At 69.4% G+C, this 25,773-nt stretch carries 32 protein-coding genes; 22 read left to right on the top strand and 10 right to left on the bottom strand.

The window, feature by feature from the left end; all coding sequences use genetic code 11:
• Window positions 1-60: 60 nt before the first annotated feature.
• The 4 genes from EJ357_RS21325 to EJ357_RS21310 form a co-directional block, all read right to left on the bottom strand.
• The gene (locus EJ357_RS21325) at window positions 61-249 is read right to left on the bottom strand and encodes a hypothetical protein (protein ID WP_126393197.1); all 189 of its coding nucleotides are present in this window, start codon (window positions 247-249) and stop codon (window positions 61-63) included.
• Window positions 250-274: 25 nt separating this feature from the next.
• Window positions 275-1,342: a S1C family serine protease gene (locus EJ357_RS21320; protein WP_175647465.1), complete on the bottom strand. Its 1,068-nt coding sequence runs from the start codon at window positions 1,340-1,342 to the stop codon at window positions 275-277.
• Window positions 1,343-1,576: 234 nt separating this feature from the next.
• Window positions 1,577-2,599: a LacI family DNA-binding transcriptional regulator gene (locus EJ357_RS21315; RefSeq protein WP_126393195.1), complete on the bottom strand. Its 1,023-nt coding sequence runs from the start codon at window positions 2,597-2,599 to the stop codon at window positions 1,577-1,579.
• A 127-nt stretch (window positions 2,600-2,726) separates the two neighbouring features.
• The gene (locus EJ357_RS21310) at window positions 2,727-3,506 is read right to left on the bottom strand and encodes a winged helix-turn-helix transcriptional regulator (RefSeq protein ID WP_126393194.1); all 780 of its coding nucleotides are present in this window, start codon (window positions 3,504-3,506) and stop codon (window positions 2,727-2,729) included.
• A 171-nt stretch (window positions 3,507-3,677) separates the two neighbouring features.
• Here EJ357_RS21310 and EJ357_RS21305 point away from each other — a divergent pair, with 171 nt between their 5' ends.
• From EJ357_RS21305 to EJ357_RS21265, 9 genes are all read left to right on the top strand, one after another.
• Window positions 3,678-4,559 (top strand): alpha/beta hydrolase, encoded by an 882-nt coding sequence (locus EJ357_RS21305; protein ID WP_126393193.1) that lies wholly within the window; start codon window positions 3,678-3,680, stop codon window positions 4,557-4,559.
• 37 nt (window positions 4,560-4,596) lie between these two features.
• Window positions 4,597-4,851: a MoaD/ThiS family protein gene (locus EJ357_RS21300; RefSeq protein ID WP_126393192.1), complete on the top strand. Its 255-nt coding sequence runs from the start codon at window positions 4,597-4,599 to the stop codon at window positions 4,849-4,851.
• 2 nt (window positions 4,852-4,853) lie between these two features.
• Window positions 4,854-6,101: a hypothetical protein gene (locus EJ357_RS21295; protein WP_126393191.1), complete on the top strand. Its 1,248-nt coding sequence runs from the start codon at window positions 4,854-4,856 to the stop codon at window positions 6,099-6,101.
• A 470-nt stretch (window positions 6,102-6,571) separates the two neighbouring features.
• On the top strand, window positions 6,572-7,309 hold the full coding sequence (locus EJ357_RS21290) for an LmeA family phospholipid-binding protein (protein ID WP_126399766.1): 738 nt from the start codon (window positions 6,572-6,574) through the stop codon (window positions 7,307-7,309).
• A 174-nt stretch (window positions 7,310-7,483) separates the two neighbouring features.
• Window positions 7,484-7,588 (top strand): putative leader peptide, encoded by a 105-nt coding sequence (locus tag EJ357_RS50765; RefSeq protein WP_370260121.1) that lies wholly within the window; start codon window positions 7,484-7,486, stop codon window positions 7,586-7,588.
• 125 nt (window positions 7,589-7,713) lie between these two features.
• Window positions 7,714-8,553 (top strand): sulfurtransferase, encoded by an 840-nt coding sequence (locus EJ357_RS21280; RefSeq protein WP_126393190.1) that lies wholly within the window; start codon window positions 7,714-7,716, stop codon window positions 8,551-8,553.
• A 73-nt stretch (window positions 8,554-8,626) separates the two neighbouring features.
• Window positions 8,627-8,917, top strand: a complete 291-nt coding sequence (locus EJ357_RS21275; protein ID WP_126393189.1) for a DUF1416 domain-containing protein — start codon at window positions 8,627-8,629, stop codon at window positions 8,915-8,917.
• A gap of 99 nt (window positions 8,918-9,016) precedes the next feature.
• A complete protein-coding gene (locus EJ357_RS21270) occupies window positions 9,017-9,277 on the top strand; it encodes a DUF3099 domain-containing protein (RefSeq protein WP_093904297.1) in 261 nt (86 codons plus the stop codon).
• A 9-nt stretch (window positions 9,278-9,286) separates the two neighbouring features.
• Window positions 9,287-9,667 carry a VOC family protein gene (locus tag EJ357_RS21265; RefSeq protein WP_126393188.1) on the top strand — a complete coding sequence of 127 codons (381 nt, stop codon included), beginning with the start codon at window positions 9,287-9,289 and terminating at the stop codon, window positions 9,665-9,667.
• On the opposite strand, the gene EJ357_RS21260 is transcribed toward EJ357_RS21265, so the two are convergent.
• A complete protein-coding gene (locus EJ357_RS21260) occupies window positions 9,661-10,023 on the bottom strand; it encodes a DsrE family protein (protein WP_126393187.1) in 363 nt (120 codons plus the stop codon). The genes EJ357_RS21265 and EJ357_RS21260 overlap by 7 nt on opposite strands.
• Before the next feature lie 135 nt (window positions 10,024-10,158).
• Between EJ357_RS21260 and EJ357_RS21255 the strand changes: the two genes are divergently transcribed.
• The 6 genes from EJ357_RS21255 (at window position 10,159) to ygfZ (ending at window position 14,925) form a co-directional block, all read left to right on the top strand.
• On the top strand, window positions 10,159-10,908 hold the full coding sequence (locus EJ357_RS21255) for a hypothetical protein (protein ID WP_126393186.1): 750 nt from the start codon (window positions 10,159-10,161) through the stop codon (window positions 10,906-10,908).
• Window positions 10,905-11,804 (top strand): hypothetical protein, encoded by a 900-nt coding sequence (locus tag EJ357_RS21250; protein ID WP_228473118.1) that lies wholly within the window; start codon window positions 10,905-10,907, stop codon window positions 11,802-11,804. Before EJ357_RS21255 ends, EJ357_RS21250 begins: the two co-directional genes overlap by 4 nt.
• On the top strand, window positions 11,801-12,652 hold the full coding sequence (locus EJ357_RS21245) for a hypothetical protein (protein ID WP_126393185.1): 852 nt from the start codon (window positions 11,801-11,803) through the stop codon (window positions 12,650-12,652). The genes EJ357_RS21250 and EJ357_RS21245 overlap by 4 nt, the downstream gene beginning before the upstream one ends.
• Window positions 12,653-12,879: 227 nt before the next feature.
• The gene (locus EJ357_RS21235) at window positions 12,880-13,455 is read left to right on the top strand and encodes an FABP family protein (RefSeq protein WP_126393184.1); all 576 of its coding nucleotides are present in this window, start codon (window positions 12,880-12,882) and stop codon (window positions 13,453-13,455) included.
• A gap of 32 nt (window positions 13,456-13,487) precedes the next feature.
• Window positions 13,488-13,949, top strand: a complete 462-nt coding sequence (locus tag EJ357_RS21230) for a Fur family transcriptional regulator (protein ID WP_126393183.1) — start codon at window positions 13,488-13,490, stop codon at window positions 13,947-13,949.
• Window positions 13,950-13,959: 10 nt separating this feature from the next.
• On the top strand, window positions 13,960-14,925 hold the full coding sequence (ygfZ, locus tag EJ357_RS21225) for a CAF17-like 4Fe-4S cluster assembly/insertion protein YgfZ (RefSeq protein ID WP_126393182.1): 966 nt from the start codon (window positions 13,960-13,962) through the stop codon (window positions 14,923-14,925).
• 12 nt (window positions 14,926-14,937) lie between these two features.
• Here the strand turns inward: ygfZ and EJ357_RS21220 are convergent, their stop codons facing one another.
• Window positions 14,938-15,690, bottom strand: coding sequence for a hypothetical protein (locus tag EJ357_RS21220; RefSeq protein ID WP_126393181.1), 753 nt, complete (start codon window positions 15,688-15,690; stop codon window positions 14,938-14,940).
• 84 nt (window positions 15,691-15,774) lie between these two features.
• A complete protein-coding gene (gene dtd / locus EJ357_RS21215) occupies window positions 15,775-16,200 on the bottom strand; it encodes a D-aminoacyl-tRNA deacylase (RefSeq protein ID WP_126393180.1) in 426 nt (141 codons plus the stop codon).
• 182 nt (window positions 16,201-16,382) lie between these two features.
• Here dtd and EJ357_RS21210 point away from each other — a divergent pair, with 182 nt between their 5' ends.
• Both EJ357_RS21210 and EJ357_RS21200 read left to right on the top strand, forming a co-directional pair.
• Window positions 16,383-17,006, top strand: coding sequence for an RsiG family protein (locus EJ357_RS21210; protein ID WP_126393179.1), 624 nt, complete (start codon window positions 16,383-16,385; stop codon window positions 17,004-17,006).
• A gap of 326 nt (window positions 17,007-17,332) precedes the next feature.
• Window positions 17,333-18,592 (top strand): GNAT family N-acetyltransferase, encoded by a 1,260-nt coding sequence (locus EJ357_RS21200; protein WP_126393177.1) that lies wholly within the window; start codon window positions 17,333-17,335, stop codon window positions 18,590-18,592.
• A gap of 209 nt (window positions 18,593-18,801) precedes the next feature.
• Here the strand turns inward: EJ357_RS21200 and EJ357_RS21195 are convergent, their stop codons facing one another.
• Window positions 18,802-18,981 carry a hypothetical protein gene (locus tag EJ357_RS21195; RefSeq protein ID WP_126393176.1) on the bottom strand — a complete coding sequence of 60 codons (180 nt, stop codon included), beginning with the start codon at window positions 18,979-18,981 and terminating at the stop codon, window positions 18,802-18,804.
• A gap of 145 nt (window positions 18,982-19,126) precedes the next feature.
• Here EJ357_RS21195 and EJ357_RS21190 point away from each other — a divergent pair, with 145 nt between their 5' ends.
• Window positions 19,127-20,044, top strand: coding sequence for a winged helix-turn-helix domain-containing protein (locus EJ357_RS21190; RefSeq protein ID WP_126393175.1), 918 nt, complete (start codon window positions 19,127-19,129; stop codon window positions 20,042-20,044).
• 63 nt (window positions 20,045-20,107) lie between these two features.
• On the opposite strand, the gene EJ357_RS21185 is transcribed toward EJ357_RS21190, so the two are convergent.
• Window positions 20,108-20,296 (bottom strand): hypothetical protein, encoded by a 189-nt coding sequence (locus tag EJ357_RS21185; RefSeq protein WP_126393174.1) that lies wholly within the window; start codon window positions 20,294-20,296, stop codon window positions 20,108-20,110.
• A 153-nt stretch (window positions 20,297-20,449) separates the two neighbouring features.
• On the opposite strand from EJ357_RS21185, the gene EJ357_RS21180 reads away from it, so the two are divergent.
• Both EJ357_RS21180 and EJ357_RS21175 read left to right on the top strand, forming a co-directional pair.
• On the top strand, window positions 20,450-21,325 hold the full coding sequence (locus tag EJ357_RS21180) for a GntR family transcriptional regulator (RefSeq protein WP_126393173.1): 876 nt from the start codon (window positions 20,450-20,452) through the stop codon (window positions 21,323-21,325).
• Entirely contained in the window at window positions 21,325-22,062 is a 738-nt protein-coding gene (locus tag EJ357_RS21175; RefSeq protein ID WP_228473117.1) for an HAD family hydrolase, read from the top strand. The genes EJ357_RS21180 and EJ357_RS21175 overlap by 1 nt, the downstream gene beginning before the upstream one ends.
• Here EJ357_RS21175 and EJ357_RS21170 read toward each other — a convergent pair.
• Window positions 22,053-22,223 carry a hypothetical protein gene (locus EJ357_RS21170; RefSeq protein WP_228473116.1) on the bottom strand — a complete coding sequence of 57 codons (171 nt, stop codon included), beginning with the start codon at window positions 22,221-22,223 and terminating at the stop codon, window positions 22,053-22,055. The two genes, EJ357_RS21175 and EJ357_RS21170, sit on opposite strands and share 10 nt — an antisense overlap.
• A gap of 219 nt (window positions 22,224-22,442) precedes the next feature.
• Here EJ357_RS21170 and EJ357_RS21165 point away from each other — a divergent pair, with 219 nt between their 5' ends.
• Entirely contained in the window at window positions 22,443-23,342 is a 900-nt protein-coding gene (locus EJ357_RS21165; protein ID WP_126393170.1) for a GntR family transcriptional regulator, read from the top strand.
• Window positions 23,343-23,652: 310 nt separating this feature from the next.
• Window positions 23,653-25,758: an aminoglycoside phosphotransferase family protein gene (locus tag EJ357_RS21160; RefSeq protein ID WP_126399760.1), complete on the top strand. Its 2,106-nt coding sequence runs from the start codon at window positions 23,653-23,655 to the stop codon at window positions 25,756-25,758.
• Window positions 25,759-25,773: the final 15 nt, after the last annotated feature.

The raw sequence follows: 25,773 nt of genomic DNA, 5'->3' as shown, positions 1-25,773 counted from the left end.
GACGGAGGGCTGAGCGGCTTGAACGCCTTCAGCCTCGCACGTTCTCAATTCTGTACAGTCTCAGCCCCGGACGGTACGGCGACGGCTGCGGGACGCGGTCGCCCTGCGGCCCGCGCTCAGGCGGACGGTCGCCAGCTCCGGCGCCCGGGACGGGGCGGTCGGCGCGTGCAGGGCGCCGGCGACAGCGAGGGCCAGGGCGAGGTCGGAGGGACCGACGCCGGTCGCGGTGTGCTCAACCTGCTGGATCATGACGTACCCCTTCAGTCCTGTGGGTTCAGCTCTGCGAACCCGACCGCAGCTTCGCGAGGTCGGCCTTGACGGTGTTGATCGGGATCGCGAAGCCGAGGCCCACGCTGCCCGCGTCGGACGAGCCCGAGCCTGAGGCCGAGTACATCGCCGAGTTGATGCCGATGATGTTGCCGTTCATGTCGATCAGCGCGCCGCCGGAGTTGCCGGGGTTCAGGGAGGCGTCCGTCTGTATCGCCTTGTACGTCGTCGTCGACGAACCGGTGTCGCCGTTGAACTCCTGACCGCCGAACTCGAACGGCCAACCGCCGCCGCCCTGCTGCTGTTGCTGCCGGCCCTGGCTCTCGTCCGTCGAGACGGTCACGTCACGGTTGAGCGCGGACACGATGCCGCTGGTGACGGTGCCGGTCAGGCCCTCGGGCGAGCCGATCGCCACGACCTCGTCGCCGACCTGCACACCGCTGGAGTCGCCGAGCGTGGCCACCGTCAGCCCGGACGCGTTCCGCAGCTTGATCAGCGCGAGGTCCTTGCTGCTGTCGGTGCCGACGACCTCGGCGGTGTACTCCTTGCCGTCGCTCGTCGTCACCTTGATCTGCGAGGCGCCGGCGACGACGTGGTTGTTGGTGACGATCTCCCCGTCACTGGTGATGATCACGCCGGAGCCGGTGGACGACCCGGCGTTCGAGGCCGCGCTGATCTCGACGATGCTCGGGCTGACCGCCTTGGCGACCCCGGAGACCGTGCCCTTCTGGCTGGAGGGGACCACGTTGGTGCTGGTGGAGCTGGAGGTCGCGACGGTGTCGCTGCCGGTCAGCTCCTGGATGCCGTACGCCGTACCGCCGCCGATCGCCGCGGCGACGATCGCCACGGCCGCGAGGAGGGCGACGGGACCGCGGGGCCGGCGCCGCCGCGCCTTCGGCGGCTGGGCCACGGGCTCGGTGAGAAGAGCGGTCGGGGCTCCGCCGCCCGCCTGCTCCGCCGTCGGCTGGTACGCCGGCGGGGGCGGCCATTCCGGGTTCACGGGGGAGGAGGCGTGCTGCTGGGCGCCCTGGTAGGGGTTCTCGTAGTCGCCGCTGCGGCGGAAGCTCTCGGTCATGGAAATGAGCTTGTCGCCCCACCATGAGAGCTTCCTGAGTGCTCCCTGAGAAGCCCGGCAGAAGCTCGTATGCCCGATGTAAAGGCGGTTCCGGCAACGCGGCGAGCCCTCTCAGGCAAGCTTCATGGAAACGCCCTCAGGGGCGCGGGGCTGTATCAATGTGCGGCTCCGCCGCGTGGACGCGACCAGCCACACACGACCGAAAGCCGCACCACGACACAACCACCCGAGCTCTCAGGCGCATCCACACGATCGCCGCGCAACCAACCGCGACGGAAACACCTTCAACCGCTCCCGCCGCGACCCCGCAACCCGAAGCCCGTCATCAAGCACAAGATCCACCGCGGCCCGGGCCATGGCCGACCGGTCCGACGCGATGGTCGTCAGCGGAGGATCCGCCAGCGCCGCTTCCTTGATGTCGTCGAACCCGGCGACAGCCAGCTCCCCCGGCACATCGATCCGCAGCTCGCGCGCCGCCCGCAGCACACCGAGGGCCTGGTCGTCGGTGGAGCAGAAGATCGCGGGAGGACGGTTCGGCCCGGAGAGAATCTCCAGCGCTATGCGATACGCGTCGTAGCGGTTGTACGGCGCCTCGAACAGCCGCCCCTCGGTGGGGATCCCCGACTCGGCCATCGCGCGCCGCCAGCCCTCGACGTGGTCGGAGACCGGGTCGCCGACCGCGGGCGTCTCCGCGGTGCCACCCATACAGGCGACGTACTCGTAGCCGTGCTCCAGGAGGTGGCGTACGGCGAGCTGGGCGCCACCGAGGTCGTCGGTGACGACGGCGACGTCGTCGATGGCCTCCGGCCGCTCGTGCAGCAGGACGACCCGGGCGTCCCAGGCCTCGATCTCGGCGGCGGCCAGATCGTTCAGCGCGTGCGAGACCAGGATGAGCCCGGAGACCCGCATACCGAGAAACGCCCGCAGATAGTGGACCTCGCGCTCGCCGACGTAGTCGGAGTTGCCGACGAGAACCATCTTTCCGCGCTCGGCGGCGGCCCACTCGACCGCGTGCGCCATCTCCCCGAAGAAGGGCTGGCGCGCGTCCGGGACGATCAGGCCTATGAGATCCGTGCGCCGCGAGGCCATCGCCTGGGCGACGCGGTCGGGCCGGTAGCCCAGTTCCTTGATCGCGGCGAGAACGCGCTCGCGCGTGGCCGGGGCGACCGGCCGGGGTCCGTTGTTGATGACATAGCTGACGACGGCAGTGGAGGTCCCTGCCAGCCGCGCCACATCATCCCGAGTCACCTTGGCCACGCGCGGAGTCTACGCGGATGGACCCGCTCTGGGCAGGGCGTGAAGGAGCTTCCCTGTCGCCCGGCTGTCACTCCGTTGCGCCGAAGCGATGCCGATGACGCCCCGCCCGAGCGTCCGCCGTGCCCTTCTATGCCTCGGCCCCGATCTCGATGCCGTCCAGGGCGTCCGCCTCGTCCGCATCCTCCGGCTTTGCCTGGGCGGCCTTGGCCTTCGCATCGTCGGCGACCCGGTCGCCCTTCTCCGGGGTAACGAATCGATAACCGACGTTCCGTACGGTGCCGATGAGCGACTCGTGCTCGGGGCCGAGCTTGGCGCGCAGTCGTCGTACGTGGACGTCGACCGTCCGGGTGCCGCCGAAGTAGTCGTAGCCCCAGACCTCCTGCAGCAGCTGCGCGCGCGTGAAGACGCGGCCCGGGTGCTGGGCGAGGTACTTCAGGAGCTCGAACTCCTTGAAGGTGAGGTCGAGGACCCGTCCCTTCAGTTTCGCGCTGTAGGTCGCCTCGTCGACCGACAGGTCGCCGTTGCGGATCTCCATGGGGGAGTCGTCGTTGACGATCTGCTGGCGGCCCATGGAGAGCCGGAGCCGCGCCTCCACCTCCGCCGGGCCGGCGCTGTCGAGGAGCACGTCGTCGATGCCCCAGTCGGCGGTGACGGCGGCGAGGCCGCCCTCGGTGACGACGAGGATGAGGGGACAGCCGGGGCCGGTCGAGCGCAGGAGCTGGCACAGGCTGCGGACCTGCGGGAGGTCACGGCGTCCGTCGATGAGGATGACGTCGGCACCGGGGGTGTCGACGAGGGCGGGTCCCTCCGCCGGCGCCACGCGCACGTTGTGCAGCAGTAGGCCGAGTGCGGGGAGCACCTCCGTCGACGGCTGGAGGGCATTGGTCAGGAGCAGCAGAGAACTCATACGTCTGGTTCCTCCTCGGTCCCTGCGAGGACGTTTGCGGTACGGAACTGCTCTGCGATCCCGAAGGCCCCGTACACCTGCGGTTTCCCGCGTCGTATACAACGCTTCCGAAAGCACAAAAGGACCCGGGGGCTACGCTGCCCGAGTCCTCTGCCCAGCAGAATAGCCCACATGAGCAACGGTCCGGCAGGTCATGTGGCACGATCGACGGTTCGTCCGAACTCTGAGACGACCAGACGCACACCTATGCGGACGTTTCTGTACACCGACGACGGGGTGACGATCGATTCCGTATACGACCCGGGTGCGGTCGTATACGACGCCTCCCGTCCACCCGCCGATGACCTGGTGTTCGTCGTCGCCCACGGCTTCACCGGGGACGTGGACAAGCCCCATGTCGGCCGGGTGGCGGAGGCCTTCACCCGGCAGGGGGCCGTCGTCACGTTCTCGTTCCGCGGGCACGGCGCGTCGGGCGGCCGCTCGACGGTCGGCGACCGCGAGGTGCTGGACCTGGCGGCGGCGGTGCGGTGGGCGCGGGAGCTCGGGCACGCGCGCGTGGTGACCGTCGGCTTCTCGATGGGGGGCTCGGTGGTGCTCCGGCACGCGGCGATCTACGGCGAGAACGGTGGGACGGCGCCTGAGCGCGGTGCTGAGCGCGGGGCGCATACGGACGCCGTCGTGTCCGTGAGTGCGCCTGCGCGCTGGTACTACCGGGGTACGCCCCACATGCGCCGGCTGCACTGGCTGGTGACCCGCCCGGAGGGGCGTCTGGTGGGCCGCTACGGATTCCGTACCCGGATCCACCACCGGGAGTGGAACCCGGTGCCGATGTCTCCGGTCGAGGCAGTCCCGAGGATCGCGCCCACGCCGTTGCTGATCGTGCACGGCGACCGTGACGGCTACTTCCCCCTCGACCACCCCCGCATGCTGGCCCGGGCGGCCGGTGACCACGGCGAACTCTGGCTGGAGCCGGGCATGGGCCACGCCGAGCACGCGGCCGGCGACGCCCTGCTGGAGCGCATCGGGCACTGGGCCGTCTCACAGGGCGGCTAGCCTGACGGGGTACACAGCCGATCGATTGAGGAACCGGATGCCAAAGGTCACGGTGCGCTACTGGGCCGCCGCGAAGGCCGCGGCCGGGATCGCCGAGGAGCCGTTCGACGCGGACACCCTCGCCGAGGCGCTCGACGCGGTGCGCGAGCGACACCCCGGGGAACTCGTGCGCGTCCTGCAGCGATGCTCGTTCCTCGTCGACGGTGACCCCGTGGGCACCCGCGAACATGAGACGGTACGGCTGGCCGACGGCGGCACGGTCGAGGTGCTCCCGCCGTTCGCAGGAGGGTGACGATGAGCGAGCAGCCGTATCAGGGACACCAGGGCCACCAGGGCCACCAAGGGCATCAGGGGCAGGGGTACGACGGGTACGACCCGTACCAGCAGCCCGCCCCGCAGGCGTGGCCCGGGCAGCAGGCGCACGACGATCCGCAGGCCGCCCAGCAGTACACGCAGCAGTGGCAGGGGCAGACCTGGGAAACGCAGGTGCACACGCCGGTGACGTCGGGCTCTGCGGGTGCCGCGGCTTCCGCGGAGACCTCGTATCTGCCGTCGCAGGGGGCGGGGGACCCCGCCGCGTATCAGAGCGGCGGCTGGGACGGCGTGCCGCAGGGGCAGGCCCATGCGCAGCCTCAGGCTCAGCCGCAGCCGCAGCCGCAGCCGCAGCCGCAGTACCAGTCGCAGGCGCCGTTCCCGTCGCCCGCGCAGCAGCAGAGCTCCGGCACGGACGCGCGGCCCGCGGACGGTGAGGACTCCGGCTACGGCCCTGCCACCCTTTCCGGCAACTCCCGCGTCACGGACGCCCAGCGGGCCCGGCAGGAGGGCCGGTCCCCGATCATCGAGCCGGGCATGCAGCCGGCCGCGCTCACGGCGCTGCTGGGGCTGCTGCTGTCGGGATCGGCGGCGATGGGGCCGTACGCCCTCCTGGTACCCCTCGTCGTCCTGCAGGCGGTGACCGCGGCGGGCTGGTTCCGGCTGAACGGCATGTGGCCCGCCCGGCAGGGCATCGCGCTGGCCTTCGCCGGGGCGGTGACTGCGGACGTGGCGCTGCTGGTGGCCGACGGGGCGCCGGCGGCGATCCTCGGGACGCTGGGTGTCTGGGTGCTGTTGGCGCTGGTCCTGCAGCTGCGGTCGCACGCCGATCCGGACGAGCGGATGTACGGCCTGATGGCGACGGTCGCCTCGGCGGCGCTGGCGATCATCGCGGCCGGGTATCTCGCGGCCGAGGCGGACGCGGTGACCGTGGGGGCGATGGCGGTCGCCGTAGGCGTGCTGGCGCGGGCGTTGCCGTTGCCGACCGCGGCCTCCGTGGTGGTCTCGTTGCTTGCGGCGGCGGGTGCCGGGGTTGCCGTGGGTGCGATGACGGGGGTGGGTGCCGGTGGGGCGCTGCTCGGGGCGGGAGCCGCCGTGTGTGCGCTGATCGGGCACCGGGTGGCGAGCTACGACTATCCGTCACGGTTCGTCCACTTCACGGCGGGCGTTGCGCTGCCGTTGGCCGCGGCGGCGCCGGCGGTGTATGTGCTGGGGCGGGCGCTGGCCTGAGGCCGGATTTTCCTCGCCCCCGCCGCCCCTACCCGTCCCGTCCCTGGGGGCTGCCGCCCCCAGACCCCCGCTTCGGCCCTGAAACGGGCCTCGTCCTCAAACGCCGGACGGGCTGAAGTTGCCGGGACCGGCGTCGACAAGTGACTTCCGCCCAGATCACGCCCCGTGCGGGTGGGTGGGGGCTCGGGATGGTGGGGCCTCGTCCTCAAACGGCGGACGGGCTGAAATTGCCTGGCCCGGCAAAATCCAGCCCCTCCGGCGTTTGAGGAGCGGGGTCTGGGGCGGAGCCCCAGAAGGATGGGACGGGTAGGGGCGGCGGGGGCGAAAAACGACTCGGCCCGCCCTGTCACAGGTGATCGACAATCCGTCGGTCACCCGCACCCCAGGGTTACCCTCGCGCTGGACGGCCACCCGGCCGTCGTGACCGTCGTTCGTCGTTGTCGACCACCGATGTGGGGGAACACCACACCATGCGCGCCCTGCGGATACTGCTGATAGTCGTCGTGATACTCGGCGGCCTCTTCGTGCTGGCCGACCGGCTCGCCGTCGGGTTCGCCGAGGACGAGGCGGCCGGAAAGCTCCAGGCCAGCGAGAACCTCGCCGCCGCCCCGGACGTGTCCATCAAGGGCTTCCCGTTCCTGACCCAGGTCGTGAGCGGCTCGCTGGACGACGTCGAGGTCGGCATCAAGGACTACGAGGCCGCCACCGGCGCCGACGGCAGGACGATCCGGATCGACGACCTCACGGCGAACATGAAGGGCGTCGAGTTCTCCGGCGACTACAGCTCCGCCACCGCGGCCACCGCCACCGGCACCGCGTCCGTCACCTACGCCGAGCTGCTGAAGACCGCCAAGTCCGAGCCCACCCAGGTCGCCCCCGGCGTCACCGCCAACGTCGTCGGCCTCTCCGACGGCGGCAACGGCAAGATCAAGGTCGCCGTCGAGGCCACCGTCCTCGGCACCAGGATGCCGAACCCGGTCTACGTCCTCAGCACGGTCACCGCCCAGGGCGACTCCGTGCGGGTGCAGGCCGACACGCTGCCCAGCTTCGGCGGCGTCGACATCGCCGAGTCCCGGGTCCGCGCGATCACCGACTTCGAGCAGAAGATCGACGGCCTGCCCGGCGGCATCCAGCTCGACAAGGTCCAGGCGGCGAAGGACGGCGTCGAGATCACGGTGAAGGGTTCGAACGTCCGCCTCGCCGGGTAGTACGGGGACGGGCGGGCGCCGGGTGTCCGACTGGCGAGACGACGCCGTCCGCACCGTAGATGTGATCGCCGATACACCCGCCCTCGAGCCGCGTGGGGACACGGTCCGCGGTGATTCATTCCCACATCGCGGACAATCTCGTCTCAGTATGCGACACGCCGGTGACACGCCCGTATGTCCGTCCCTACGATCGAGCCCATGAAGCGACAGGCGGATCTCACGAAGCGGCGGGCAGTCGACCTGTGCCGCGTCGCCGCCATGCTCTGTCGCCCCTTCTGAGCGGAAGCTCCGACTTCTGCGTTTCCCCGCGCCCTGACCAGGGCACAGGTGCGCCGTCTCGGTCCGAGCGCGCACCCCCTCGCACTCGCACGCCCCGCCGCAACTGCCCCGGAGGAGAGAAGAGCATGAGCCGCAGCGACGTCCTCGTCGACGCCGACTGGGTCCAGGAGAACCTGGACAACGCCAACATCGCGATCGTGGAGGTGGACGAAGACACGTCCGCCTACGAGAAGAACCACATCAGGAACGCGATCCGCATCGACTGGACCAAGGACCTGCAGGACCCGGTCCGCCGCGACTTCATCGACCAGGAGGGCTTCGAGAAGCTCCTGTCGGCGAAGGGCATCGCCAACGACACCCTGGTGATCCTCTACGGCGGCAACAACAACTGGTTCGCGTCCTACGCCTACTGGTACTTCAAGCTCTACGGCCACGACAACGTCAAGCTTCTCGACGGCGGCCGCAAGAAGTGGGAGCTCGACGCGCGCGAGCTGGTCGAGGAGGTCCCGGAGCGGCCCGCCACCGACTACAAGGCCAAGCCGCAGAACACCGCCATCCGCGCCTTCCGTGACGACGTCGTGGCGGCCATCGGTTCGCAGAACCTCGTCGACGTCCGCTCGCCCGACGAGTTCTCCGGCAAGCTGCTCGCGCCCGCCCACCTCCCGCAGGAGCAGTCGCAGCGTCCGGGCCACGTCCCGTCCGCCCGCAACATCCCGTGGTCGAAGAACGCCAACGACGACGGCACCTTCAAGTCGGACGACGAGCTCAAGGAGCTCTACGCCGAGGAGCAGGTGGACCTGGCGAAGGACACCATCGCCTACTGCCGTATCGGTGAGCGCTCCGCGCTGACGTGGTTCGTGCTGCACGAGCTGCTCGGTGTGGAGAACGTCAAGAACTACGACGGCTCCTGGACCGAGTACGGCAGCCTCGTCGGCGTCCCGATCGAGCTCGGCGCCAGCAAGTAAGACCAGGCAGTAAGCGAACAAACCCGCAATCCCGACCGGCCTTCCTCCGGTCAGACCCCTCTTGGAGAAAGACATGTGTGGAGCGAAGGCCGGCGGCCCCGACGCCTCGACGATCAAGCCCGGTGAGACCACGATCCAGGGTCAGGTGACCAAGGACGGCGAGCCGGTGACGGGCTACGTCCGTCTGCTGGACTCGACCGGCGAGTTCACCGCGGAGGTCCCCACCTCCGCCACGGGCCAGTTCCGCTTCTACGCGGCCGAGGGCACCTGGACCGTACGTGCGCTCATCCCCGGCGGCACCGCCGACCGCACGGTCGTCGTCGCCGAGAAGGGCGCGCTCGCCGAGGTCGCGATCGCGGTCTGACGGTATCTGACGGTACTTGTCGGCCGAGGGGCCGCATCCCATGGGTTGGACGCCCGGGGTGCGGCCCCTTCGGCGTGTGCGGAGCCCTACGCTGGAGGTATGTACGCGCGGCGGCGTCACATCTACTTCGCCATGATGGGCACGTGCCTCACGCTGTTCGTCCTGGCCTGGGGCGTCGTACGTCTGTGGTCGGTCCCGGTGGCCGTGGGGATGTGCGTGGTGGCGATGGTCATCCCACCCGTCGCCGCGATGATCGCCAACCGCCGAGGGCCCGAGGACCGCTGGTGGGACGACCCCTCCGGGGACCCCAAGTCCGACGAGTGGTGGGACGAGCTGGACGGCAAGAAGCGGCCGCGGTAGAAGACGTGCATGTCGCCCACGAGGCTGTCGACGGTCGTACTGGACGCGCATGACGCCCATGCGCTGGCCGACTTCTACGCGCGCCTGCTCGGGTTCGTCGTGCGCGCCGAGGAGCCCGACTGGGTGCTCATCGGCCCGCCCGGTGGCGGAACGGGGCTGTCCTTCCAGACCGAGCCCGCGTACGTACCGCCCGTCTGGCCCACCAGGAAACCCGGCGACCAGCAGATGATGCTCCACCTGGACATCGAGGTCGACGATCTGGAGAGCGAGACCGCGCGTGCCATGGCCGAGGGTGCCACGCTCGCCGAGTACCAGCCGCAGGACGACGTACGCGTGCTGTTCGACCCCGCCGGGCACCCCTTCTGCCTCTGGACCCAGCCGTCTCAGTAGACGAGCGCCTGCGTCTCGTCCGCCAGCGACTCCTGTACGAACACCTGCGCACCCGCGATCCGTACGCCCTCGATGACGTCCTTCTCGGTGATGTCCCGGCGGGCCGCGCACTGCGTGCACAGGGTGAGCCGGCCGCCGGCCAGGATCGAGTCGATGAGGTCGGGCAGCGGGGCGGCGTGCGGCAGCTCGAACTCGGCGGCGCGGCCCGGCAGCGCGAACCAGGCGGACTCGCCGGTCAGCCACAGGGAGACGTCCACACCGCTCGCCACGGCCACCGCCGCGACCGTGAACGCCTGTGAGCAGCGTTCGGGGGCGTCGGCCCCCGCCGTCACCTTGATCACCAGCTTCTTCGCCATGGCTGAATCGTAATCAACCGCGGTGCAACCTCGGGTGTTGGCCATGGGTCTCCTGTGCGCGCATACGGAGTGCGCACTTCACGTTCCGTGGGGGATGTCTTGGAAGTACCTGAAGAAGCAGCAGGGGCCGCGCCCGTGCCCACGGAGGTGCCCGCGCCGCCAGAGCCGGCCGTCGCGCCCCGGCCCCGGCGTCGCGGGCGTACGGCGCTGCTGATCGCCGCCGCCGTCGTGCTCGGGCTGGTCGCCGGGACCTGCACCGGCTACCTCGTGCAGGCCGACCGCGAGCCCACGAGACTGCCGCCCCTCTCCCAGCCGGTGGTCGATCAGGCTGAGGGCGAGGTCGAGCCGTTGTCCGCCGCCGAGGACCGTCGGCTGAGGACCGACGGCGATCTGCGCAAGCTGCTGCTCAAGCGGCCCCAGGGCGCCCGGGACGCAGAGTTCGAGCTGGGCACGGACGGCTGGCTCAACCTGGCCGACTACGCGCGGACCTACGAGGAGCCGGGCGAGGTCATCGGCAACCTCATCGGTGACGAGTTCCGCCGTGCCGCCGTCGCGAGCTGGCGGGTGGGCAGCACGCACAGCGTCGCGATCCACCTGACGCAGTACCGCCAGGAACAGACCCTGGCGGCCTCCGCCAACTCCGAGGGCGCGCACTACTGGGCCGAGGAGTCGGACACCCGCAGCTGGCCCATCCCCGGCACGGGCGACGGCATGGCCTATGTGCACGACACCCCGGAGCGGGAGGCCGGCTACCTCCCGCTGTACTCGGCCGAGGCGCACGCCTGGCGCGGCGACATCGCGATGAACATCTGGGTCTACGACACCAAGCCGATCCCCAAGAAGAAGATCATGGACCTGGCCGAGCGGCAGATGGGACGGCTGTGAGCGAGACACCTGAGAGCCCCCAGAGTTCGGAGAGCCCGCAGAGTTCCGAGAGCCGGGAGGGCTTCGAGAGCCCCGAGAGCCCCGAGAGCCCCGAGAGCCCGGAGAGTTCCGTCAGCCCTTCCGACGGCCCCGTGGGCCCCGAGCGCAAGCGCCCGCGCGCCTCGCGCCTCGCCGCCCTCGCCGGCGCCGTCCTGCTGCTCGGTGCCGTCCTCGGCGGTGCCGGCTACACCGTCGTGACCGTCCAGCACGCCGACCGTGATCCGGGCGCGCCGACCTGGAAGTTCCCCAAGCCCTCCGCGGCCGGTGACAAGGCGAAGGGGGCGGTCCCGGGGCTGCGCGGGCTGCTGCTGCCGTACGACGAGCACGGCTACACCCGCGGCCCGGACCTCGCGGAGTTCGGCTCCGACGCCGAACTCGGCGGCCGTCAGGCCACGGCCCTGCGCAAGGAGTCGCTCAAGGACCTGCCCCGCAGCGAGCGCCGGTCGCTGGAGAAGGAGATCGACAAGCAGAGCGTCGAGGGCATGGCGATGCGCAGCTACGTCTATGCGACCCGCCACGCGATCAACCTCAACGAGGCGTTCTCCGTCAGCGTCGGCCTGGTACGGATGGAGAGCCGCGCCGCCGCACGGGACATCGCGACGTCCCAGAACAAGTTCTTCTCCGCCCTGGGCGTCTTCCGCGCGGGCCCGAAGATCGAGGGCCACAAGAACGCCAAGTGCTTCCTGACGCCCAAGAGCGAGGACGAGGGGCTCGACCGCGTGTTCTGCGCGGCCTATTCGGGAGACGTGCTGATCAGCTTCACCGCGTCGGGCAGTCGGCCGGTCGACATGAACGGCATCGGGGTGTTCGTCACCCGACAGCTCGACCGCATCGACGACCCGGGGATGGCCGTATGACCGAGCAGCAGCACACCATGACGGCGCCCGTGGCCGACATACCTCCGCCGCCGGAGGCCGATCCCGCCGTTCCCCCGGTGAAGAAGGGCCGCGGCGTCCTGCGCGCCGTCCTGCGGTGGACCGCGGCCGTCACCGTCTTCGCCGCCGTCGCCGCCTCCACCGCGTACGGCATCACACGGATGGAGCGCACGGACGTACCCGGTCTCGCGACCGAGACGGACGGGCGCTGGGCGTACCCGGAGGTCACCAGGCCGCCGCTGCCCTCGGGCAGTCCCGCGCCGTTCGCCGAGGAGAACGCGGCCTCCCTCCACCACGCGGACCTGCGCGAACTGCTCCTGCCGGCGCCCGAGGGTGCCACCGCCGACAAGGCCCTGAGCGGCCGCAACGGCTGGCTGGCGACGAAGGACTTCCTGGCGGCGTACGAGTCCGGGGAAGACCGGGACACCCTCGCCCAGCTGCTCACGGACCACGCCCTGCGGCACATCGCGGCCCGCGGCTGGACCATGCCGGACGGCACGCGGACCCGGATCTACCTGCTGCGGTTCGGGTCCGGCCAGGTGGCGGACGTGCTCCAGCAGGACCACCTCACCAACTACGACTCGCCCACCTACGCCCTGCGCGGCGCCGCCCAGGTGCACCTCGACGAGGACTTCCCCACCGACGCCGAGGTCGTGGACGTACGGCACTACGCCTACGCCGAGGCGAAGCCGTACGGCGCCGAGCAGGTCCGGCAGGCCTACCTGGTCTCGGGAGACGTGCTGGGGCTGGTCGTGCAGTCCCGCAAGGGCGGTGCCGAGGCCGTCCCCTTCCAGCAGACGGTGATCCTCCAGAGCCAGCTGCTCGGCTGACCCGGCGAGGGCGTACCTCACAGGAAGGGCCGGGTTCCGGCCGCGTAAGCTTGGGACCCGGCCCTGTACGTACCGCACAACCTCCGCTCAATCGAGGAGCACCCCGTGGAGATCTTCTTCGAAGCCCTGCTGGTCCTGGTCTGCGTCGGCGTCCTCGCCTTCGCCGGACTGACCGTGAAGAAGCTGTACCAGGGCCAGCGCTGACCCACATCTAGGAACTGCCTCTCATGATCGAGATCCCGTCCGACCTGCACAAGGACCTCGTCCCCCTCGTCTTCCTGCTCGGCAACTGGGCTGGCGCGGGCGTGCACGACTTCCCCGGTGCCGAGAAGTGCAACTTCGGGCAGGAGGTCACCTTCAGCCACGACGGCCGGGACTTCCTGGCGTACGAGTCCCACACCTGGGTGCTGGACAACGACGGCAACAAGGTCCGGCCGCTGGAGTCCGAGCACGGCTTCTGGCGCATCGACGCCGACCGCAAGGTCGAGGTCACGATGGTCCGCGACGACGGCGTCGTCGAGATCTGGTACGGCGAGCTGGCCGCCAAGAAGCCGCAGATCGACCTGGTCACGGACGCGGTGGCGCGCACGGCCGCCTCCGGCCCGTACAGCGGCGGCAAGCGGCTGTACGGCTACGTCAAGAGCGACCTGATGTGGGTCGGCGAGAAGCAGACCCCCGAGGTCGAGCTGCGCCCCTACATGTCGGCGCATCTGAAGAAGGTCGTCACCCCGGAGGACGTCGAGCGCTGGGCCAAGGCCCTGCCGGACGATATGCCGGACGACGGGATCGCCTTCTTCAAGTAGGCCTTCGTGCGAGTGGGCCTAGACTCGTCGGTGTGGTGAGCACCGACTGGAAGAGCGACCTCAGGCAGCGCGGCTACCGGCTGACGCCGCAGCGGCAACTCGTGCTCGAAGCCGTGGACACCCTTGAGCACGCGACCCCCGACGACATCCTCGTGGAAGTGAGGAAGACGGCGTCGGGGGTCAACATTTCCACCGTCTACCGGACCCTGGAGCTCCTGGAGGAGCTCGGGCTGGTCAGCCACGCCCACCTGGGGCACGGCGCGCCGACGTACCACCTCGCCGACCGGCACCACCACATCCACCTGGTGTGCCGCGACTGCACGAACGTGATCGAGGCCGATCTGTCGGTGGCCGCGGAGTTCACGGCCAAACTGCGCCAGACCTTCGGGTTCGACACGGACATGAAGCACTTCGCGATCTTCGGTCGGTGCAGGGACTGTGCGGACCGTTCGGCGAAGGCATCGAACGCCAAGACTTCAACTACCGAGTCGTAGGCTTGTGCCCATGAAGAGCCCCCTGCTGACCCTGCCCGGCGCCGTGCCCGCCGAGGGCGTGGACGAAGGCGTCGCCGCCCACTACGGCGATCTGTTCCGTGAGCAGCGCGCCCTCGCCGACGGCATCGGATTCGTCGACCTCTCGCACCGCGGAGTCGTCTCCGTCTCCGGCGACGACCGGCTGAGCTGGCTGCATCTGCTGCTCACCCAGCACGTCAGCGACCTGCCGACCGGCGAGGCCACCGAGGCGCTGATCCTCTCCGCGCACGGCCACATCGAGCACGCGCTGTACCTCGTGGACGACGGGGCGACGGTCTGGGCCCATGTCGAGCCCGGCTCCCAGGGCGCGCTGATCGCGTACCTGGAGTCGATGAAGTTCTTCTACCAGGTCGAAGTCGCCGACCGCACCGACGAGTTCGCGGTCGTGCACCTGCCCGCCGGGTCCATCGCCGAGGTGCCCGAGGGTGCCGTCGTACGCGAGACGGCGTACGGCCGCGATCTGTTCGTCCCGCGGGCGGACCTGGAGTCGTACGCGGACAAGGCCGGCCCCGCGGCCGGGATCCTGGCGTACGAGGCCCTGCGCGTCGAGCACCACCGCCCGCGCGTCGGCTTCGAGACCGACCACCGCACCATCCCGCACGAGCTGGGCTGGATCGGCTCCGCGGTGCACCTGCAGAAGGGCTGCTACCGGGGCCAGGAGACGGTCGCCCGCGTCCAGAACCTGGGCAAGCCCCCGCGCCGCCTGGTCTTCCTCCACCTGGACGGCAGCGAGGTCCACCTCCCGCCCCACGGCACCGAGATCCATCTCGCGGACGACGGCGCCGACGGCCGGAAGATCGGCTTCGTCACGACGTCCGTACGCCACCACGAGCTCGGTCCGGTCGCGCTCGCGCTGGTGAAGCGGAACGTGCCGGTGGACGCGCGGCTGATGGCGGACACGACGGCGGCGGCGCAGGAGGTCGTGGTCGAGCCCTGACGACCGGCGCCTCTAGCGCAGGGTTCGTTCGACCTCGGCGACCTGGGCACGGATGAGCTGCTCCTGGGGTTCGGGGGTGAGCTCTTCACGCTGCTGGTCGGTCAGGCCCATGCCGAAGACCGTCTCGGACTTCACGTACGTGATCACGCCCTGGACGCGTACGACGGTGAAGCCCTGGTAGAACGAGGGCGAGTTCAGCGAGTACCGCAGTGTCTCGTCGCCCAGTTCCGGGCCCTTCTCGGCCTGGAAAACGGCCTCCCTGGTGCCGTTGCTGTTGATGTTCTCGAACTGGATCGCCCGACACTTCCCGAGCGCGCTTCGCAACGCCGCCATCCGCACCTTCGCATCGCTCTCTGCCCAGCTGACGAGCGCCATGCTGTGCTGGTCCAGCTCGTCGCTGGGCCGGTAGAGCTGCGCCGTGGCGACAACCGTCTCCGCCCTCGCCTTGGTGTCGGGGTTGCGCAGCACCGCGCATTCCTCCGGCCGGACCTTCTCGGAGACATCGGCCGGAGGGCTGCTCGGTTCGGTGGCGGCGGTGCGGTAGACCTCGAAGCCGCTCGGCGTCTGTGCCGTGGTGAGCAGCGCGGCCTTCAGTTCCTTCGCCGTGTAGGGCGAGGGGAGAGGATCAGTAGGGGCCTGCTTCCCGGTGTCCCCCTTGGTGTCTCCCTTGGTGCCCCCCTCGGCGCCGACCTCGGTCTTCCCCTCGGTCGAGCAGGCCACCAGTGCGAGCAGAGCGACTCCGGTGACGTACGCGGATCTCTTCATGGTCCCCCCAGGACGATGGCACCGCCGATCGGCTCTCGACCGGCGGTGATCAGTTGGTGTGCAGATCGCGTTTTCGGATGGTGTTCAGATCTCGATCAACACCGTGAACGGACCGTCGTTGGTCAGCGCCACCCGCATCTTCGCGCCGAACCGGCCCGTGGCCACCGTCGCGCCCAGCGCGCGCAGTTGGGCGACGACCTCGTCGACCAGCGGCTCGGCGACGTCGCCGGGGGCGGCGGCGTTCCAGGTGGGCCGACGGCCCTTGCGCGCATCGCCGTAGAGGGTGAACTGGCTGATGACGAGGAGCGGGGCGTCGATGTCGCTGCAGGACTTCTCGTCGTCCAGCATGCGGATCGACCAGAGTTTGCGGGCGAGTTGGGCCGCCTTCTCCTTGGTGTCCTCGTGGGTGACGCCGACGAGCACGCACAGCCCCTCGCCGGTGATCTCCCCGACCGTCTCGCCGTCCACGACGACGCTCGCGCCGTCCACTCTCTGCACCACAGCTCGCATGCCGCCCATCATGCCGTGTGCGGGGAGTGGCCTGGTGAGGGCCCGGATGGAGACCCCATTGGGGGCCTCTTTTTGGATCCTTAACCCCCCATCTGGGGCTGTTCGTGGGCACTCGGTCACATAGCGGCCAGTTGGGATGGCACCATGCTTCCACACGCCGGTCGAGGGGACGGTAGAGGCACATGAGCACACCGAGTACCGGGCAGCCCCCTGGGGCTGTCGTGTTGACCCACGCGGGCCAGCCGGCCGCAATCCGGCCGCCCACACAACGCACCGCCGACGATCCGGGCCCCGGCCCGCACGCACCGCTGCCCACGGAGCCGCCCGAGCAGGACCTGACCGTGCTGAGCCTGCCCGAACTGCGCACCCTGCGCCGGGACGCGCAGAGCGACGAGGCGGACCTGAGCTATGTACGGCGGCTGCTGCAGGGCCGCATCGACATCCTGCGGGCGGAGCTGGCCCGGCGCTCCCCGGCAGGCGCGGCCTCCGTCGTGGACCGCCTCCCGGAGATCCTCACCGACGCCCCCGCCCGCCACCGCTCCTCCGCCCGCCACGTGACGCTGGGCACCCCGCAGAGCGAGGAGTACCGGCTGCTGGCGGCGGAGATGCTCGCCGAGGTGGAACTCTCGGACCTGGAGGCCCGCACCGACACCGAACTCAACACCGCGATGGGCCGCCTCGTACGCTACGAACAACAGGTCTCCCGCCGCCGCCAGCACCTACAGCGAACGGCGGACGACTGCAGCGCCGAGATCACCCGCCGCTACCGGGAGGGCGAGGCCCAGGTGGACGACCTGCTGACGTAGCCGACGGGCCAGGGGGCTGCGCAGGCCGCCGGGGGGGCTGCTTCTCGACGTCGGCCCGGGCATTTCAGCCCGCGCGGAGTTGGGGACGCGGTCCCGCCGGGGCGCCATAGACGAGGGCGACTCACAACGCCGGGCCCGGGCATCTCAGCCCGTCCGGCGTTTGAGGACGAGGCCCGTTCAGGGCCGAAGCGGGGGTCTGGGGGCGCAGCCCCCAGAAGGGCCCCGGGGTCGAAGGGGCGGAGCCCCTGGAGGATGGGACGGGTAGGGGCGGCGGGGGCGAGGAAAACCCGGCGACACCCCCGCGCACGCCCACCTACCGTGACCCCATGAGCCGTCCCGAACCCCACATCGAGGTCCGCCCGATCACCGAGGCCGACATCCCCGACTGGAGCAGGGCCCTGAACACCGGCTTCCTGCGCACCCCCGCCGCCACCGAGGCGGAGATCGCGGACCGCGCGTCGTACATCGACCCCACCCGCACCCTCGGCGCCTTCGACGCCGGCCGCTGCGTGGCCACCTTCCGTTCCTTCGCACAGGAACTCACCACCGTCGGCGGCACCCCCGTCCCCGCCGACGCCATCTCGAACGTGACCGTCAGCCCCACCCACCGCCGCCGCGGCCTGCTCACCCGGATGATGGCCCACGACCTGGCGGCCGCGAAGGACCGCGGTGACGTCGTCGCGACCCTGATCTCCGCCGAGTACCCGATCTACGGCCGCTACGGCTTCGGCCCGGCGACCTGGACGGCCCAGTGGACGGTGGACGTCCCCCGGACCGGCCTCGACCCGAGGTGGCCCGGCCCCGAGGACGGCGGCCGTATCGACATCGTGGACCCGGCGGACGTACGCAAGATCGGCCCGGAACTGCACGAGCGGCTGCGCCGCGCCCAGCCGGGCGCCGTCGACCGCGACGAGCGCTGGTGGCAGACCAACACCGGCCTGCTGCACCACGGCAGCTCCCCGTGGGCCGAGCCGTTCTTCGCCGTGTACCGCTCGGCGAGCGGCGAGGTCGACGGCCTGGTGTCGTACAAGGCGGACGACCACTGGGGCGACGCCAAGCAGCCGTTGAACACGGCGACCGTGAACTGGCTGATCGCGGCGACCCCGGCCGCCGAGCGCAACCTGTGGCGCTACCTGTGCTCGATCGACTGGATCACGACGGTCAAGAGCGGCTGGCGAGGCCCCGACGACCTGCTGCCCTTCTACCTGCCCGATCCGCGCGCCGCCCGGCTCACGACGCTGGCGGACTGGCTGTGGGTGCGGATCCTGGATGTCGTACGGGCGCTGGAGGCGCGTACGTACGACGGGGAGGGCTCGCTGGTGCTGGAGGTCGTGGACGGGGGCGGACCGGCCGGGGGGCGGTACCGGCTGGAGGCGTCCGCGGACGGCGCGTCCTGCACGCCCACCACCGACGCCGCCGAACTCGTCCTGGACGTCGCCGACTTGGCGCGGCTGTGGCTCGGTGACGAGTCCGCCGTACGGCTTGCCGCGCTGGGGCTGGTGCGGGAAGAACGAGCGGGCGCCGCCCGGGTGGCCGACGCCCTGCTGCGTACGTCCGGGCGACCTTGGTGCCCGGACATCTTCTGAGGTCTCCTCTCTGCCGACGACAGGTCTGCTCATCCGTAGCGAGCTGTGCGGTTGTGGATGCGGTTGTTGTTCAGTTGTGGCTGTGCGTTCGCTGTTCGGTTGTCGATGTGGAGTTGTGACTGTGCTGACCGACCGGGCTCCCGGCTCCCCTCCGGAAGGGAGCCCGGTCGGCCGAACCTGGTACCTGGGTCCTGCCGTAGCAACAGGGCCTAGTGGGCGAGCAGCATGACGAGGATCACCGCGCCGATGCCGCCGATCATGGTGTTCTTTGCCTTGATGCCGATGGACAGCGCCAGAAAGGCGACGATGCCCATCGGCCCGTACTTCCACTGGACGAGTTGCTCGAATCCGATGGCGAGTGCGGCGACAGCGAGGTAGACGAGCGGCATGCCGACCCCCCTTCCAGGCCAACCCATTTGAAGTTTGACCATGTTGTTGAAGTTGGTCGCCAACTTCACTGTACTTATGACCGCTTGGAACGTCTCATAACCACCATCCCTGGAACTGCCTAAAGATGGCGGGAAGTTGTAGTGTTTGGTCGTGGAGCCGAAACACGCCTCCGTCAATGGGCGGAAGAGGTCACAGCGGCCACAGAAGTCACATCGGGAGGTGGCCGACGAGCTGCGCGCCCGGATCACCTCGGGCGAGTTGCGGCCCGGCCAGCGCATGCCCACCCAGGCCAGGCTGGCCGACGAGTTCGGCGTCGAGCGCGGAGCCGTACGGCAGGCGCTGCGCATCCTGCAGTCCGAGCATCTGCTGACCAACGTGTCCAAAGGGGCGCCGGCGACCGTCGCCCCCGACCTCGGCAGGGCGCTGACCGGCCCCGGAGCCGCGCCGCAGCCCACCATGGTGGCCCTCGCCCCGCGTATCGCCGCCGCCTTCGCGGCCCCGCACGTCGAGATCGACGCCCTGTGCCTGACCGCGGTCTCCCTCACGCTCGCCATCGGCGAACCGCTCCGCCAGATCCACGCCGGACAGCTGAAACCGGCCAAGGTCGACGTCCGTGTCCTGCTGCCGAGCCGGGACATCTCGCTCGCGTTCCCGACGCCGGTGGACGCCACGGCCGACGCCGCCGACGAGCAGCTGCGGCTGCGCTGGCTGGCCCAGCGCAACGCCCAGGGCCAGGTGCTCCGGCACAATCTGCAGGCGCTGCGGTCCACGCACGGCATCGATGTGCGGATCAGCTTCCGCGCGCTGCCGTTCACCCCGCCGGTCAAGCTGTACCTGCTCAACGGCACGGAGGCGCTCTTCGCCTACTACACGCTGGCACGCAGCGAGGTGGAGATCGACCACCAGCAGCTGGAGATGTACGACGCCCCGGGCATCCAGTCGACGCTGTTCGCCTTCGAGCAGGGGGCGGGACTGCGGGACACGACGTTCGTGGAGCAGTCGCATGTGTGGTTCAACGCGCTGTGGGAGACGATCAGTTCGGAGCTGGTGCTCACGAGCTGATCGTCCCCCACAGCGTTTGACCTGTGTGTTCGTCGTTCTCGTCGCTCCGGTCGGGCGCAGGGCTCATAGAGCGGGCCCCGAGACCAGGACGGCGAGGACGACGGCCCCGATCGAACTGATGATCGGGCTCTTGGCCTTGATGCCTATGGTGAGCAGCAGCAGGCCGATGATGCCGGTGGCGCCGTACTTCCACTGGAGGGTCTGCTCGACACCTACGACGAAGACGGCGGAGAGGAGTGCGAGGACGGGCATCGGTGTTTCCCCCTTCGGGCTCCTGGGGATGGAAGGATTACTTCCGCCAACTCAACCAACTTGACGCCAACTCTGACTAAGTTGTCCCCACTTGGCCCCTACTTTGAAACAAGCTACAAACAACTCCCGCTAGATGGGTATGAGTTGTAGCGTTTGGTCGTGACTCAGGAGAACGTGGCAGTGAACGGCAGCAGGAGACTCTCTCCCCAGGAGATCGCGGACATCCTGCGGGAACGCATCCGCGTCGGTGAGCTCAAGGCGGGCGACCGCCTGCCCACCCAGGCCGAGCTGGCCGAGGAGTTCGGCGTGGAGCGAGGCACCGTACGCCAGGCCCTGCGCGCGCTCCAGGAGGACGGGCTGCTCACCAATGTGAGCAGGGGGAGCCCGCCGCGGATCGCCGAGTCGACGCCGGCGCGGGAGGGGCCGCAGCCGACGGTGGTCGGGTTGGCGCCACGCCTGGTAGAGGCCTTCGCGGCACCGCGCGTGCGCATCGACGCCGTCTGTCTCACGGCCGAGAGCCTGATGCTCGCGCTGGGCGAGCCCATCCGGCTGATCCATGAGGGCACCCTGCACCCCGAGTCGATCGACGTTCGCATCCTGCTGCCCTCCCGGGACATCACCCTCGCCTTCCCGGTCCCGGTCGAGAGCCGCGAGAGCGACCTGGTCCACCAGCGCTGGCTGGAGATGCGCAACGCCCAGGCGCAGGTGCTGCGGCACAACCTGCAGGCCGTACGGTCCACCCACGGCATCGACGTGCACGTCACCTTCCGCGCGCTGCCCTTCACTCCGCCGGTGAAGCTGTACCTGCTCAACGGGGTGGAAGCGCTGATCGGCTACTACGTGCTCACCGAGCGGCAGGAGGAGTACGAGAGCGAAATGCTGGAAATGTACGACGCCCTGGGCTCGAAGTCCGTCCTCTTCTCCTTCGTGAAGCAGGCCAGGGCGCGTGACGCCGCGTTCGTGGAGGAGTCCGAGAAGTGGTTCGACGCCCTCTGGGAAACCATCACGACCAACCTGACACTCTCCTAGTGACCCGTGATACGACGCAGACTGATCCGGTGACAGTAGAGACAGGGAACCTGCGAGAACTGATCACCAACGCCCGCTTCGTCCTGTTCGACTTCGACGGCCCCGTCTGTCGCCTGTTCGCAGGGCACACAGCGGAACAGGTGGCGAAGGAGCTGGTCGCCTGGCTGGAGCAGCAGGGCCTGCAGGGGCTGCTGACCGAGGAGGAACGGGTCCACCCGGATCCAATGGTGGTGCTGTACGCCGTCAACAGGCGGCATCCGCAGAGCGATCTGGTGACCGAGCTGGAGGAGAGGCTCACCCAGCACGAGCGCAAGGCGGTTGTCTCCGCCATGCCGACGGCGTACGCGGATCCGCTGATACGCACCTGGAAGGCGGTCGGCAGCCGTCTGGCCGTGGCCACCAACAACTCCCCCCGCACGGCGTCCGACTACCTCTCCCTGCGCGGCCTCGCCGACTGCTTCGCCCCGCACGTGTACGGCCGCACCAGCAGACTCGACCTCCTGAAGCCCAACCCCCACTGCCTCAACCGTGCCCTGAACGCCATGGGCGCCGCCCCCTCCGCCGCCCTGATGATCGGCGACGCACCCACGGACCTGTACGCGGCCGAGGAGGCCGGCGTGCCGTTCCTGGGCTACGCGCGTAACGAGGACAAGGCGAGGCAACTGAGGGAGGCGGGCGCCCGGGTCGTTGTCGGGTCGCTGCTGCCGGTGCTACGGGTTTTGCGGGATCAGGCCTGAGTCATCGCGAGTGCCAGCATCGCGGCGCCGATGGATGCACATGTCGCATTGCGGGCCTTGATGCCGACGGTGGTGAAGCAGAGCCCCAGAACCCCGAGAGTCCCGCAGCGGGTCAGGAGCACCCGCTGCAGACCGGGCGCCAACACGGTGCCGATGAACACTTGGAGTACCACCACGCGACCCCACCCCAATCCATTTCCGATCAACTTGTGGAGACCGATCAACTACCGGTCCAATTGGACTGCTGCACTGAATTGGTTGTGCCCTGGCTGCTTGATCCCCTAACGGCCCTTCAACTTCCTGATGTGGAACCGTTCAAACCGGCATCCAATGTGACTGAAAGTGGTTTGCTCGGGTCGTAGGAGAGGTACGGTCGCGATGTGAGCGCGGAACGTGGAGACGGCATCGGCAGGGGATCCTTTCTCCTGGAGACGCTGCGTGCCCGCATCGCCAACGGCGTGTACCCGGTGGGTTCGTCCCTGCCTGCGCAGCGCGTGCTCGCCGAGGAGTTCGATGTGTCGCGCGACACGGTGCAACGTGTCCTGCGCGAGTTGAAGAGCGAAGGATGGGTCGATTCCCGCCAGGGCAGCGGGACCCGGGTCATCGAGCCGCCGATCCACTCGACGACGCGGCCGCAGGCGGCGCCGCGACTGCGGGCGGCGCTGGGGACCTTCATCGCCCGGGCTTTTGCTCAGCGGACCGTGCGGTTGGATGTCTTCACTCTCACCTCCGAGAGTCTGGACGCGCACATCCGGCTGCAGGCCGAGCGGATCCGCACGAAGGAGATCAGCAGCCCCGAGCGCATCGAGCTGCGGATGCTCCTGCCCGCGGAGTCGGCCGAGTCGCCGTATCCCCGGGCGAAGCGGCCGGTCGAGGGCGGAGGCGACACGACGGACGTCGACCGGCGGCTCCAGGAACGGCTGCACGGCATCACCCGACGGCACACGTCTTCGCTGCGCGCCGCGCTGAAGGACCTGGAGACGGAGGGGCTGGTGCCGTCCGTGACCGTGGAGGTCCGGAAGATACCGCTGGTCCCGCCCTTCAAGCTCTATCTGCTGCGCGACACCGAGGCCCTGTTCGGCCCCTACAAGGTGGTGGAGCGCTCGATCCTGCTGGACGATGACACAGACATCGACGCTGTGGATGTGCTGGGCCTGGGTTCGACGCTGACCCGGCATGTCAACGACGAGGGCGACCCCAACTCCACCGGATCGGTATTCATCGAGAGCTGGCAGGACGCCTTCGACTCCTGGTGGAACCTCCTGGCTCCGACGTCCTGAAATGGCACCGACGTCCTGAAACTCGCTCGACACGGGCCGAAATTCGGGTGGCGCGAGACTCGAGTCCGGTCACAACGCGGTCAAGTGTGCCGCTCTTTGGCGGCGTTGGCCTCCCGAGCGCGCGCCGGGCACTAGAGTATGGCCATTCCGGATGCTGCATGAAAATCAGCAGCATAGCATAGTCATTCAACAGGAGTGCCCCTTGGGTGGTCCACCAAACCCCTTCGTTCGACGGTCGGCGTACGACGATCTCGTGCGCTATGCCCGAGCCTTGGGGGAGTTCGGCCGGGGGCATCACAATCTCAACTACATGGTGCGGCCGCTGACGGAGGCGCAGCGATCGCTCATCGGCTGTGAGGACGGGGAGCCGGTCACGGTTCGGGAGCGGATCCGCTCCGCGCTGCCCGTGGTCATCAGGACCTGGCAGGACGAGGCGGAGATCCTCGGCGCCATCCGCGGGTCTCTGCCGCATGTGCCGCGCTGTCTGGTCCAGAACCGCCGTGTGACCGTCCTGAGCTATGTGCAGGGTGTGCCGCTGTCCAGCATCTGTCCCAACGGCAAGCCGGTGGACTCCGGCCTGATCGCCGCCCTGGCCGGTCTGCTCGCCGACATGACGCAGGTGGGCAGAAAGGATCTGCCCCCACTGCCGCAGTCCTGGCCCCGTTCCAGCCGCGACAGCCGGGCCTTTCTGCGGGCCCTGGCCCATGCGGCCGAGGAGCAGATCAGGCAGCCGAACTGGGCCAGGTTCGGTGGACTGTTCGCCACGCTGGGCATCCCCGAGGACGCGATGGTGCGGTTCGCCGAGCGGGTGCCGGCGATGATCAGCCGCCCCTTCAGCCTGCTCCACACCGACCTGCACCGCGACAACGTGATCGTGTCGTACCACGGCGATCCACCGCTGATCTGCGTCGACTGGGAACTCGCGAGTTACGGCGACCCGCTGCACGACCTCGCCACCCACCTGGTGCGGATGCAGTACCCCGAGGATCAGTGGTGGGAGGTGACACAGGCGTGGCGCGAGAACATGGCGAAGCGGCGCCCCAAAGCCGTCAACGGGCTTGAGCGGGACCTGAAGCACTACCTCGCTTTCGAACGCGCCCAGTCCGTCTACCCGGACGTGATGCGCGCCGCGAACTCCCTCGGTGACTCCTACGACCAGCGGGACCTGGAGGCGGCGACCCGCACGGTGCGCCGGGCTCTGGTGGCTGCGGAGGAGCCCCTGAGGCTCAAGAGCGTGCCGGACGAGACGGCGATCGAACGCATCCTCTTCCGCTGGAACGTTTCCCACGGCAAGCGGCACAGCCGCGACCGTGCGGTGTCGTCGATCTCCTGGGATCCCGACCTGAGGGTGCCGCAGCACCCGATGTTCCCCCCGTCGGCGGTGCAGGAGGCGCTGTTCGAGGAGGGTGCGGCTTCGGCGGACCGGGTGTTCAAAGGGACGGCACACCTCAGCACGGCCGTGCGGGTGAGCGGATACCCGGACCCGGTGATGGTGCGGCGGAAGGTGGGTACGGCCAGTCCCCGGGAGAGACGGTTCCTCAACGAGCACGCGGTCCTGAGGGCGATCGAGACATCGGGGGTGGTGGTGCGCGCGCCGAGGGTGCTGGCGCTGGGCACCAGTGAACTCGGGGATCAGTTCACCATTCACTCCTACGAGGGTCCCAAGGGCGAGATCAGGCATCCGGATCATCCGGCGGACGGTCTGCTGCCGTACGAGGCCGACGATCTCGTCGACCAGCTGTGTGCGTTGACCGATGTCGAACTCAGGAAGCTCGACTCGCCCTTCGGGTACTCGGACTTCTACGCGTACCTCAGTGACGAACTGATCCGCATGGTCTCGGATCTCCCCAAGCAGACCACCGATCTCGCACGTGAGCTCGGTCTGCCCAGCAGCTTCAGACTCGGGTTGATCCTCGGCCGGCACATGGTGACGCCGCGTCGGCCGGTGCTGCTGCACGGCGACCTCAACCCGTGGAACCTCGTGCGCCGTGAGGACGGCAGCGGTCTGACCCTCATCGACTGGGAGATGGCGATGGTGGGCGACCCGCTCTACGACCTCGTCCGCCACATGCACCTGACGCCGACCCTGCCGGACATCCGCGGGCGTCTGTTCGCCCGCTGGTCCCGTCTGCTGCCGGAGGACTGCACGAAGGGCTGGCGGCAGGACTGGCGGGTGTACCGCTGGATCGAGACCGTCCGCTCGGCCTATGTGGACCTCGACCGCCTCGTGACCGGCGACAGTCTCGATGCCCCGAACGTCCACCGGGCGGTGCAGAGGTACGCCATGACCCTGTCCGAGGCCACCGCCAACATGGGCCTCCAGGTCAAGTCCACCGCCAACCCCTATCTTGCCCGCGCGCTGCCGCACGGAGAGCATGGAAGCTGGTCGGCGGACGGGTATCCCGACGGCATGTGACGCGGGGCAGGCACG

Source organism: Streptomyces cyaneochromogenes, from assembly GCF_003963535.1.
Taxonomy (GTDB): domain Bacteria; phylum Actinomycetota; class Actinomycetes; order Streptomycetales; family Streptomycetaceae; genus Streptomyces; species Streptomyces shaanxiensis.
This window is presented reverse-complemented; position numbering and strand designations above follow the sequence as displayed.